10 protein-coding genes are annotated in these 11,840 nt (G+C 39.7%); all 10 read left to right on the forward strand.

Going from position 1 to position 11,840, the window contains the following annotated elements:
* Window positions 1-43 precede the first annotated feature (43 nt).
* The 10 genes from sucC (at window position 44) to tsf (ending at window position 11,828) form a co-directional block, all read left to right on the forward strand.
* Window positions 44-1,204 (forward strand): ADP-forming succinate--CoA ligase subunit beta, encoded by a 1,161-nt coding sequence (gene sucC, locus G6554_RS01490; RefSeq protein ID WP_166238003.1) that lies wholly within the window; start codon window positions 44-46, stop codon window positions 1,202-1,204.
* A 25-nt stretch (window positions 1,205-1,229) separates the two neighbouring features.
* Complete coding sequence (gene sucD, locus G6554_RS01495; protein ID WP_166238005.1) at window positions 1,230-2,132, forward strand: succinate--CoA ligase subunit alpha; 903 nt, start codon at window positions 1,230-1,232, stop codon at window positions 2,130-2,132.
* Between the two features lie 83 nt (window positions 2,133-2,215).
* A complete protein-coding gene (gene dprA, locus G6554_RS01500; RefSeq protein ID WP_166238007.1) occupies window positions 2,216-3,115 on the forward strand; it encodes a DNA-processing protein DprA in 900 nt (299 codons plus the stop codon).
* Between the two features lie 163 nt (window positions 3,116-3,278).
* Window positions 3,279-5,360 carry a type I DNA topoisomerase gene (gene topA, locus G6554_RS01505; protein ID WP_166238009.1) on the forward strand — a complete coding sequence of 694 codons (2,082 nt, stop codon included), beginning with the start codon at window positions 3,279-3,281 and terminating at the stop codon, window positions 5,358-5,360.
* 169 nt (window positions 5,361-5,529) lie between these two features.
* Window positions 5,530-6,837, forward strand: a complete 1,308-nt coding sequence (trmFO, locus tag G6554_RS01510) for an FADH(2)-oxidizing methylenetetrahydrofolate--tRNA-(uracil(54)-C(5))-methyltransferase TrmFO (protein WP_166238011.1) — start codon at window positions 5,530-5,532, stop codon at window positions 6,835-6,837.
* Window positions 6,838-7,090: 253 nt separating this feature from the next.
* Complete coding sequence (gene hslV, locus G6554_RS01515) at window positions 7,091-7,633, forward strand: ATP-dependent protease subunit HslV (protein WP_166238013.1); 543 nt, start codon at window positions 7,091-7,093, stop codon at window positions 7,631-7,633.
* Between the two features lie 20 nt (window positions 7,634-7,653).
* Complete coding sequence (gene hslU / locus G6554_RS01520) at window positions 7,654-9,057, forward strand: HslU--HslV peptidase ATPase subunit (RefSeq protein WP_166238015.1); 1,404 nt, start codon at window positions 7,654-7,656, stop codon at window positions 9,055-9,057.
* 51 nt (window positions 9,058-9,108) lie between these two features.
* On the forward strand, window positions 9,109-9,888 hold the full coding sequence (codY, locus tag G6554_RS01525) for a GTP-sensing pleiotropic transcriptional regulator CodY (RefSeq protein WP_166238017.1): 780 nt from the start codon (window positions 9,109-9,111) through the stop codon (window positions 9,886-9,888).
* A gap of 192 nt (window positions 9,889-10,080) precedes the next feature.
* Window positions 10,081-10,785: a 30S ribosomal protein S2 gene (gene rpsB, locus G6554_RS01530; protein ID WP_166238019.1), complete on the forward strand. Its 705-nt coding sequence runs from the start codon at window positions 10,081-10,083 to the stop codon at window positions 10,783-10,785.
* A 158-nt stretch (window positions 10,786-10,943) separates the two neighbouring features.
* Complete coding sequence (gene tsf / locus G6554_RS01535) at window positions 10,944-11,828, forward strand: translation elongation factor Ts (protein WP_166238021.1); 885 nt, start codon at window positions 10,944-10,946, stop codon at window positions 11,826-11,828.
* The last annotated feature ends 12 nt before the right edge of the window (window positions 11,829-11,840 follow it).

Genomic DNA, 11,840 nt, shown 5'->3' on the forward strand with positions numbered 1-11,840 from the left:
AAACGGAGTCAATTTTTTGAAGAGTTTGATAGGAGGATGGGAAATGAATATCCATGAGTATCAAGGGAAAGAGATCCTCAGAAATTACGGGGTAATGGTTCCGAACGGAAAAGTGGCATTCACTGTGGAAGAAGCAGTCGAAGCGGCGAAAGAACTAGGCACACAGGTTTGTGTTGTAAAAGCACAAATCCATGCTGGCGGACGGGGGAAAGCCGGCGGGGTAAAAGTGGCGAAAAACCTTGACGAAGTTCGTACATATGCAAGTGAGATTCTTGGAAAAACATTGGTTACACACCAAACCGGACCCGAAGGTAAAGAAGTAAAACGTTTGTTAATCGAAGAAGGCTGTGACATTAAAAAGGAATATTATGTTGGTTTAGTTTTAGACCGGGCTACTTCACGCGTTGTTCTTATGGCTTCTGAAGAAGGCGGAACGGAAATTGAGGAAGTTGCGGAAAAAACTCCTGAGAAAATTTTTAAAGAAGAAATTGATCCTGCAATTGGCTTACAACCATTCCAAGCACGCCGGATTGCATTCAATATCAACATTCCAACTGAACTTGTTAATCAAGCAGTTAAGTTTATGACAGGCTTATATAACGCCTATATCGAAAATGATTGTTCCATTGCCGAAATTAACCCGCTTGTTGTAACCGGAGACGGGAAAGTAATGGCCTTGGATGCAAAATTAAACTTTGATTCTAATGCATTATATCGTCAAAAAAATGTCTTAGCATATCGTGATCTTGAAGAAGAAGATGTAAAAGAAATTGAAGCATCTAAATATGATTTAAGCTATGTTGCGTTAGATGGAAATATTGGCTGTATGGTGAATGGAGCCGGACTTGCGATGTCAACGATGGATATCATCAAACACTATGGCGGCGACCCCGCAAACTTCCTTGATGTTGGGGGCGGTGCTACAGCTGAGAAAGTTACAGAAGCATTTAAAATTATCCTTTCTGATCCAAACGTAAAAGGTATATTTGTTAATATCTTTGGTGGAATCATGAAGTGTGATGTCATTGCTGAGGGTGTAGTAGAAGCAGCTAAACAGGTTGGGCTAAGTGTTCCGCTTGTAGTTCGTTTAGAGGGAACAAATGTTGATTTAGGTAAAAAAATCTTGGCAGAATCAAGCGTTGAGATTATTGCTGCTGAATCCATGGCTGACGGCGCACAAAAAATCGTTTCATTAGTGAAATAGGATCTTTCAAGAAAGGGGAATTATCGTGAGCGTTTTTATTAATAAAGATACAAAAGTTATTGTTCAAGGGATTACAGGCGGCACTGCCCGTTTTCATACGAAACAAATGCTTGAATATGGTACCCAAATTGTTGGTGGGACCTCTCCTGGGAAAAAAGGACAGGAAGTAGAAGGTGTTCCGGTATTTAATACTGTAAAAGAAGCTGTTGAGACTACTGGTGCAAATGCTTCAGTTATCTATGTTCCTGCACCATTTGCTGCCGATTCGATTATTGAGGCAGTAGACGCGGAATTAGATCTTGTGATTTGTATTACTGAACATATTCCAGTATTGGATATGGTTAAGGTAAAACGTTACATGGAAGGCAAAAAGACACGCCTAGTTGGTCCAAACTGCCCTGGTGTGATTACTGCTGATGAATGTAAAATTGGGATCATGCCTGGCTATATCCATACAAAAGGACATGTCGGTGTAGTTTCTCGCTCTGGGACATTAACATACGAAGCAGTACACCAGTTGACACAAGCTGGACTGGGACAAACTACTGCAGTCGGTATTGGCGGCGACCCAGTTAACGGTACAAACTTCATCGATGTCTTAAAGGCATTTAATGAAGACCCAGAAACATACGCTGTTATCATGATTGGAGAAATTGGCGGTACTGCTGAAGAAGAAGCAGCTGAATGGGTGAAAGCAAACATGACAAAACCTGTGGTTGGTTTCATCGGTGGCCGTACAGCACCTCCAGGAAAACGCATGGGCCACGCTGGTGCGATTATTTCTGGTGGAAAAGGGACAGCAGATGAAAAGATCCGTATCATGAACGAGTGCGGCATTAAAGTAGCGGACACTCCATCTGTTATGGGTGAAACATTAATTGGAGTATTAAAAGAGCAAGGCTTATACGAAAAGTGTAAAACGCATTAATTTAACACACCATGACTGTTCAAATAGTCCCTCAAATCTGAGGGACTATTTCCACATAAAAAAATATGGAGGTACGATGGAACATGGATGACTTTAAAGAAAGGCTTATACATTTACTTCACTACCCGAATATCTCATGGAATACCGTCTATCAAATGCTTAAAAAGGATCCGACACTTCAGTCACTGTATCAACTTCAAAGACCATCTCCACAGCAGATCTCGTTATTTCCACTACTAAACCACGATCACTCCTTAACCCAACCTTCTATCATTTCCCTTCAACCTGACATGATTCACGAACAAATCCGTCAATACGAAACAAATGATATTACTGTGATTACTATTATGGATAAAGAATATCCAAGGTTCTTAAAAGAAATCTACCAGCCGCCATGGGCATTATTTACTAAGGGAGATATTTCTCTCCTCGAAAAAGAACCGAAGCTTGCGGTTGTTGGGTCCCGTCAAGCATCCCCATACGGAAAAAATGCGATAAGATTAATTTTCCCTGAGTTAATAAAGAATGGGGTGCTTATTGTCAGTGGATTGGCAAAGGGAATTGATGCTTTAGCACATGAATATGCAATAAAAAATGGTGGGAATACAATTGCCGTCATTGCAGGCGGTTTCTATCATATTTACCCAAAAGAAAATATGGGACTTGCCCTGCAAATGATGAATACGCAACTTATTGTGTCAGAATATCCCCCGGATACCAAGCCGCTTAGATGGCATTTTCCCGCACGAAATCGAATCATTAGCGGTTTAGCAGCTGGAACCTTTATTATTGAAGCAAAGCGAAAAAGTGGTTCGCTCATAACGGCAAATTATGCCGTTAATGAAGGGCGGGATGTCTTTTCACTTCCTGGCAGTATATTTAATCCATTCTCTATTGGGGCAAATGATTTAATACAGCAGGGGGCAAAGCTTGTGACAAGGGCTGAGGATATTTTAGAAGAATTAAGACTAAACGTGAGATAATCTAAAAATCTAGGAATAAAATATCGTCCCTTTTGCAGGTTTTTTTCGAATATATGAAGAAATTAGCTTAAAAAGGTTGCAAAAATTTCTAATTTGTTATACATTTTCCAACAGATGTTCGAAAAAATAAATATACAATTTACCTCTTAAGGAGGATATTTGAATGGCAGCAGAATTTCTCGTAATCGTTGAATCTCCAGCGAAAGCGAAAACAATAGAACGATATTTAGGAAATAAATATAAAGTTAAAGCATCGATGGGGCATGTTCGTGATTTGCCACGCAGTCAGATGGGGGTCAATGTAGAAAATAGCTTTGAGCCCAAATATATTACCATCCGCGGAAAAGGCCCTGTTTTAAAAGAATTAAAGACTGCGGCAAAAAAAGTAAAAAAAATCTATCTCGCAGCTGACCCGGATCGTGAGGGGGAAGCTATTGCCTGGCATTTAGCACATAGTCTTGATGTTGATATTACTTCCGATTGCCGAGTTGTCTTTAATGAAATTACAAAAGATGCGATAAAGGAATCCTTCAAGCATCCTCGTCCAATTAATATGGATCTTGTTGATGCCCAGCAGGCTCGTAGGATATTAGACCGGCTTGTAGGCTATAATATCAGCCCTCTTCTTTGGAAGAAGGTTAAAAAAGGGTTAAGTGCAGGACGGGTACAATCCGTTGCAGTTCGTTTAATTATTGACCGAGAAAAAGAGATTAAAGCGTTTACACCTGAAGAATATTGGACGATTGATGGCGAATTTTTAAAAGGGAAAGACCATTTCAGTGCCAGTTATCATTCGGTAGTGGGCCATGAGAAAACCGAGCTGAAATCAGAACATGATGTCCAAGCGATTTTACAGCAATTAACTGATAATAAGTTCAAAGTAATCTCTGTGACGAAAAAAGAGCGCAGAAGAAATCCAGCACCACCATTTATCACCTCGTCCTTGCAGCAGGAAGCAGCCAGAAAGCTCAACTTTCGTGCCAGGAAAACCATGATGTTAGCCCAACAGCTCTATGAAGGAATTGAACTTGGGAAAGAAGGAACGGTTGGTCTCATCACCTATATGAGAACAGATTCAACCCGAATTTCCGAGGTAGCGCAAGGAGAAGCGGCAAGTTATATAAAAGCAGAGTATGGTGAAAACTTTTTAAAGGATGAGCAAAGGAAAGAAAAGAAGCAGACAAATGCCCAGGATGCGCATGAGGCGATTCGCCCAACGAGTACACTTAGAGATCCCGGCAGCTTAAAGGAATTTCTCTCTCGCGATCAGCTCCGGTTATATAAACTAATTTGGGAACGCTTTTTGGCAAGTCAAATGGCGCAGGCAGTCATGGATACGATGAGCGTGGATTTGCAAAATGGGAATGTTGTGTTCCGTGCTACTGGGTCCAAGATTAAATTTCCAGGGTTCATGAAGCTTTACGTGGAGGGTTCAGATGACCAAATCGATGGACCTGAGAAAATGCTCCCGGATCTTAAAGAGGGAGATGAAGTGTTTAAAAAGGATATTGAACCGAAGCAACACTTCACACAACCTCCACCCCGATACACAGAAGCAAGACTTGTCAAAACTTTAGAAGAACTCGGCATCGGCCGTCCATCTACCTATGCTCCAACCTTGGATACAGTTCAAAAGCGGGGATATGTTGCCCTTGATAATAAACGCTTTATTCCGACTGAGCTGGGTGAAATTGTTCATGAAGTAATGGTAGAATTTTTTCCTGAAATCATAAATGTGGAGTTTACTGCTAGAATGGAAAAAGGATTAGACCATATTGAAGATGGAAAAATGACGTGGATAAAACTCATTGATGCATTTTACCAAGAGTTCGAAACAAATTTAAAAATAGCTGAGCAGGAAATGGAAAAAATAGAAATTAAAGATGAGCCAGCCGGTGAGGATTGTGAAAACTGCGGAAACCCAATGGTGTTCAAAATGGGCAGATATGGTAAATTCATGGCCTGCAGTAATTTCCCGGATTGTCGGAATACAAAGCCGATAGTGAAGGAAATCGGTGTTACCTGTCCTACGTGTAAAGAAGGTCAAATTATTGAACGAAAGAGCAAGAAAAAAAGATTATTTTACGGTTGCACCCGTTATCCTGATTGTGAATTTATATCTTGGGATAAACCGTTACCGAGAGCCTGCCCGAAATGCGAGGGCTTGCTTGTAGAAAAGAAATTAAAAAAGGGTGTTCAGGTTCAATGTGTTACATGTGATTATAAGGAAGAATCGCAAAGCTAAGAGTGGGCCAATCCCGCTCTTTTTATTTTTTTTGATAGTTAAAACTTTTTTCTTTTTCATTCGTATAGTACAATGCAAGATGGACTTTAAAAGTGGGGAAGGTATTGATAGACTTTTTTCTTCCCATAATGAATATGTTAATAAATACCAGCTTCGGGAGGACGCTAACATGTCGGATGTAATAATAAATGTAATTGGTGCCGGTTTGGCAGGAAGTGAAGCGGCATGGCAGATTGCGAAACGCGGTGTAAAGGTACGGCTTTTTGAGATGCGCCCAATTAAACAAACACCCGCGCACCATACAGATAAATTTGCTGAATTAGTTTGCAGTAATTCATTACGGGCAAACACGTTAACAAATGCGGTTGGGGTACTAAAAGAGGAAATGCGAAGGCTTGATTCTGTGATTATTGCTGCGGCAGATGCATGTGCAGTGCCAGCAGGGGGGGCTTTAGCCGTAGATCGTCACGAATTTGCTGCAAAAGTGACTGAGATGGTTAAAAATCATGAAAATGTTACGGTAGTAAATGAAGAAGTAACAGCTATTCCTGAGGGACCTACAATAATTGCTACAGGCCCTCTGACCAGTCCGGATCTCTCCGCACAGCTTAAAAACTTAACTGGTGAAGACTATCTTTATTTTTATGATGCAGCCGCGCCAATTCTCGAAAAGGATAGCATCAACATGGATAAAGTTTATTTGAAGTCTCGCTATGATAAGGGGGAAGCGGCCTATTTAAACTGCCCAATGACAGAGGAAGAGTTTAATCGGTTTTATGAAGCGCTGATTTCTGCTGAGACGGTACCATTAAAGGAATTTGAAAAGGAAGTTTTTTTTGAGGGTTGTATGCCAATTGAGGTTATGGCATCAAGAGGTCAGAAAACGATGCTGTTTGGGCCGTTAAAACCAGTTGGTTTAGAAGATCCGAAAACAGGTAAGAGACCCTTTGCTGTTGTGCAGCTTCGTCAGGACGATGCCGCTGGAACACTATTTAATATTGTTGGATTTCAGACACATTTAAAATGGGGAGCGCAAAAGGAAGTTATCCAGTTAATTCCCGGCCTTGAAAATGCAGAAATCATCAGATATGGTGTCATGCACCGCAATACATTTATTAATTCGCCGAAAGTTCTTAAGTCAACATATCAATTCCGTAACCGCGAAGATTTATTCTTTGCCGGTCAGATGACAGGGGTTGAAGGCTATGTAGAATCAGCTGCAAGCGGTTTAGTTGCCGGGATCAATGCAGCGCGAATAGTGAATGGACTTGAAACGGTTGAATTTCCAGCAGTAACAGCGATTGGCAGTATGGCTCGCTACATCACAACAGCCAATTCTGATAATTTTCAGCCGATGAATGCCAATTTTGGGTTATTTCCTGAACTGCCAGTGAGAATAAAGGGTAAGCAGGAAAGAAATTTACAGCATGCTAACCGAGCACTAGAGACAATTCAGAACTTTGTGAAAGTTTTGTAAAATCCATTGCAAGCAATTTAGAAGTATGTTACGATTTAGTAGCTCTTGTCGGTAAATAGCCAGGGTAAATGTGAATGTTTTATTAAACTTATTTATCCGGTGTTTACAAATAAAACGAAATTAAGCAGAATATAGAATTGAACATTATCAACTTAATTTTAGTGATTTCGTTTATCAACAGAATCTACTTAACTTTCATACATACCATTAGTGTTTTTGAAAATAAGATTACTCCAGAAGGAGGAAGATTAATTTGAATCAATTTCACGCAACAACAATTTTTGCCGTCCATCATAACGGAGAATGCTCAATGTCCGGTGATGGCCAAGTAACATTTGGGAATGCAGTTGTGATGAAGCACACAGCAAAAAAGGTGAGAAAGATATTTAATGGTAGAGTATTGGCCGGTTTTGCCGGTTCTGTTGCCGATGCATTTACTCTTTTCGAACTGTTTGAAGGTAAACTTGAAGAGTATAATGGAAATCTCCAAAGAGCAGCTGTCGAGCTTGCTAAGGAATGGAGAAGCGATAAAATGCTTCGTAAGTTGGAAGCGATGCTCATTGTCATGGATCGTGAAAGTTTGCTGCTTGTTTCGGGAACTGGGGAAGTAATCGAGCCTGATGATGGGATTCTTGCGATTGGCTCGGGCGGGAATTACGCTTTGGCCGCCGGCCGTTCATTGAAGAAGTATTCCGGAGATCACCTATCTGCCAAAGAAATAGCGAAGGCTTCTTTAGAAATAGCTGCTGAAATATGTGTATACACTAATCACAACATTATCGTTGAAGAGCTATAACGGGAAGGAGACTGAAAATTATGGGTAAAACAACCAATTTAACCCCCCGCCAAATCGTCGAAAAACTTGATCAATATATTATCGGTCAGAAGGATGCCAAGAAAGCGGTCGCAGTTGCCTTAAGGAACCGTTACAGAAGGGGCCTATTGAATGAAAAGCTTCGGGAAGAAATTATCCCGAAAAATATATTAATGATTGGACCGACAGGTGTTGGGAAAACGGAAATTGCCAGGAGAATTGCAAAGCTTGTTGGCGCACCGTTTATAAAGGTTGAAGCAACCAAATTTACCGAAGTAGGCTATGTTGGTCGTGATGTTGAATCAATGGTACGAGATCTGGCTGAAACTTCTGTTCGATTGGTGAAAGAGGATCGGATGCAAACAGTGAAGGAACGAGCCGAGGAAAATGCAAACAGCAGACTTGTTGATTTACTAGTTCCATCCGCTAAAAAGTCGTCCAATTATAAAAACCCGCTTGAGATGTTATTTGGCGGCGGAAATTCGAATACAGAGCAAGAGACACAACAGGAAGATTACTCCGTTCATGAAAAACGTAAAATTGTCAAAGAGCAGCTTGCACTTGGTCAGTTGGAGGATGAAGTTGTTACGGTTGAAGTGGAGGAACAAGCTCCGTCCATGTTTGATATGCTCCAAGGTTCAGGTATTGAACAAATGGGGATGAATATGCAGGATGCTCTCAGCAGTTTTATGCCGAAAAAACGGAAGAAAAGAAAATTAACCGTTCGTGAAGCAAGAAATGTGTTAACAAGTGAAGAAGCAGCTAAACTCATTGACATGGATGAAGTTACATCTGAAGCCATTTATCGTGCGGAGCAAACAGGGATAATATTCATTGATGAAATCGATAAGATCGCCAGTAAGAATTCCGGAGGATCTTCTGCAGATGTTTCGAGAGAAGGCGTTCAAAGAGATATTTTGCCGGTTGTTGAAGGGTCTACAGTGGTAACGAAATATGGATCGATTAAAACTGACCATATCTTATTTATTGCTGCAGGAGCCTTCCATATGGCTAAACCATCTGATTTGATACCCGAACTTCAAGGCCGTTTCCCAATTCGGGTGGAACTAACGAAGTTGACTGTTGAAGACTTCTTCAGGATTTTAATTGAACCGGATAATGCGTTAATTAAGCAATATCAAGCATTATTGGAAACAGAAGGTATACAAATTGAATTTTCTGACGATGCTATTCGTAGAATAGCTGAAGTAGCATTCGAAGTGAATCAAAATACGGATAATATTGGTGCAAGACGACTCCATACCATATTAGAAAAGCTTTTAGAAGATCTGTCTTTTGAGGCACCCGATATTACAATGGAGAAAATCACGATTACACCAAAGTATGTTGATGATAAACTGGATGCGATCTCGAAAAATAAAGATTTATCCCAATTTATCCTTTAGGAACTTATAAAATTTAATAATGGTTGCAGTTAATTAGGAGGAAGAAACACAATGGATTTACTTACAAAAACAAGAAAAATTAATGTTTTATTGCAAAAAGCGGCAGGTAAACCTGTAAACTTTAAGGAAATGTCAGAAACGTTAAGTGAGACAATTGAAGCAAATGTTTACATTGTCAGCCGTCGTGGGAAACTTCTTGGTTTTTCAATTTATCAACAAATTGAAAACGAAAGAATGAAGAAAATGTTTGAAGACCGTCAATTCCCAGAGGAATATACAAAGGGATTATTTAATATTCAAGAAACTTCTTCAAACCTCGACATTGAAAGTCAATATACTGCTTTTCCTGTTGAAAACAATGAATTGTTTCGTGAAGGTTTGACCACGATTGTTCCAATTATCGGCGGTGGTGAGCGTCTAGGAACTTTAATCCTTGCTAGATTACAGGAAAAATTCCATGATGATGATTTGATCCTTGCAGAATATGGCGCAACGGTAGTCGGTATGGAAATTTTACGTGAAAAATCGGAAGAAATTGAAGAAGAAGCTAGAAGCAAAGCGGTTGTTCAAATGGCAATCAGTTCGTTGTCATATAGTGAGCTAGAAGCGATTGAGCATATTTTTGAAGAGTTGAATGGCCATGAAGGTTTACTCGTTGCTTCCAAAATTGCCGATCGTGTGGGTATTACTCGTTCAGTTATTGTCAATGCACTACGAAAACTTGAAAGTGCTGGCGTCATTGAATCACGTTCCCTTGGGATGAAAGGAACATATATTAAAGTTTTAAATGATAAGTTCTTAATCGAGCTTGATAAATTAAGATCTAATTAAACATATTCCCCAGTTAATCTGGGGATTTTTTTTTTTAATAAAGTAATGCTTGATTGTTATTTACACATATGCTATATTATTTCATGGTGTTAATACACACGCTTGTTGATTTAAACAGACGGTGCTGTGACAACAGTTTCTGTTTAAAAATGAAATGAGCGGAGGAAAACAAACCATTAGGAGGAAAAAAACATGTCAGTTATTTCAATGAAACAATTGCTTGAAGCTGGTGTACATTTTGGACACCAAACACGCCGTTGGAACCCTAAGATGAAGAAATATATCTTCACTGAGCGTAACGGTATCTACATTATCGACCTTCAAAAAACAGTTAAAAAGGTTGAAGAGGCTTATAACTGGGTGAAAGATCTTGCTGGTAACGGTGGAACAGTTCTTTTTGTTGGTACGAAGAAACAAGCTCAAGATTCTGTAAAAGAAGAAGCAGGCCGCTCTGGTATGTATTACGTGAACCAACGTTGGTTAGGTGGTACATTAACAAACTTTGAAACCATTCAAAAGCGTATTGGCCGCTTAAAGGATATCGAAAGAATGTCTGAAGACGGTACTTTCGAAGTACTACCTAAGAAAGAAGTAGTACAATTAAAGAAAGAACAAGAGCGTCTTGAAAAATTCCTAGGCGGAATTAAAGACATGAAAAAGCTTCCGGATGCATTATTCATCATTGACCCTCGTAAAGAGCGTATCGCAGTTGCTGAAGCAAAGAAATTAAATATTCCTATTGTAGGAATTGTTGATACAAACTGTGATCCAGATGAAATCGATGTTGTCATTCCAGCTAATGACGATGCGATTCGTGCGGTTAAACTTCTTACTGGTAAAATGGCTGATGCCATCCTTGAAGCAAAACAAGGCGAAGAAGTAGAAGTACAAGCATAATTTCATTTATTGAACACATAAAAAGGTGATAAGAGGGAGACCCTTTATCACCTTTTTTTAAAGAAAACCTACCGATTGCAGAAATTAAGAATGTTTATCTAAAGCTTAGATGGCTAAGATATGAGTATAATACATAGATTTAAAGGAGGAAGAACATTATGGCAGTTACTGCTCAAATGGTTAAAGAACTACGTGAAAAAACTGGCGCAGGGATGATGGATTGTAAAAAGGCGCTAACAGAAACAAATGGTGACATGGAAAAAGCGATTGATTTCTTACGTGAAAAAGGGATTGCAAAGGCTGCAAATAAAGCAGACCGGATTGCTGCAGAAGGTTTAACTTCTATCCTAACAGAAGGTAACGATGCTGTTATTCTTGAAGTAAATTCAGAAACAGACTTCGTTGCGAAAAACGAAGGATTCCAAACACTTGTTAAAGAACTTGCATCACACCTTATTAAAAACAAACCTGCAACTGTAGAAGAAGCTACATCACAAACAATGGAAAACGGCGCAACCGTTGCAGATCATATCAACGCTGCGATTGCGAAAATTGGGGAAAAACTTTCCCTTCGTCGTTTTGCTATTGTATCTAAAACTGATAATGATGCATTTGGCGCATATCTTCATATGGGTGGACGTATCAGCGTATTAACAGTTCTTGAAGGTACTTCTGACGCAGACGCTGCTAAAGATATTTCCATGCACATCGCTGCATTAAGACCAAAATATGTTTCACGTGATCAAGTATCACAAGAAGAGGTTGAGCGCGAGCGTCAAGTATTAACAACTCAAGCTCTAAACGAAGGAAAGCCTGAAAATATCGTTGCTAAAATGGTAGAAGGCCGTCTTGGTAAATATTTTGAAGATGTTTGTGTCCTTGACCAAACTTTCGTTAAAAACCCTGATCAAAAGGTACGTCAATTTGTTGAATCGAAGGGTGCAACATTACGTGAATTCGTACGTTATGAAGTAGGGGAAGGCATCGAAAAACGTGAAGATAACTTCGCAGAAGAAGTTATGAACCAAGTAAATAAACAATAGTCAAATATTCTC

Source organism: Bacillus sp. MM2020_4 (assembly GCF_011250555.1).
In the GTDB taxonomy this organism is placed as follows: Bacteria; Bacillota; Bacilli; order Bacillales; family Cytobacillaceae; genus Neobacillus.

What these genes read in the sequence shown, in the direction of transcription:
- topA (WP_166238009.1), top strand. Translation starts at nt 3,279, where the DNA reads ATGGCAGCAGAATTTCTCGTAATCGTTGAATCTCCAGCGAAAGCGAAA.
- tsf (WP_166238021.1), top strand. Translation starts at nt 10,944, where the DNA reads ATGGCAGTTACTGCTCAAATGGTTAAAGAACTACGTGAAAAAACTGGC.
- trmFO (WP_166238011.1), top strand. Translation starts at nt 5,530, where the DNA reads ATGTCGGATGTAATAATAAATGTAATTGGTGCCGGTTTGGCAGGAAGT.
- codY (WP_166238017.1), top strand. Translation starts at nt 9,109, where the DNA reads ATGGATTTACTTACAAAAACAAGAAAAATTAATGTTTTATTGCAAAAA.
- dprA (WP_166238007.1), top strand. Translation starts at nt 2,216, where the DNA reads ATGGATGACTTTAAAGAAAGGCTTATACATTTACTTCACTACCCGAAT.
- rpsB (WP_166238019.1), top strand. Translation starts at nt 10,081, where the DNA reads ATGTCAGTTATTTCAATGAAACAATTGCTTGAAGCTGGTGTACATTTT.
- hslU (WP_166238015.1), top strand. Translation starts at nt 7,654, where the DNA reads ATGGGTAAAACAACCAATTTAACCCCCCGCCAAATCGTCGAAAAACTT.
- sucC (WP_166238003.1), top strand. Translation starts at nt 44, where the DNA reads ATGAATATCCATGAGTATCAAGGGAAAGAGATCCTCAGAAATTACGGG.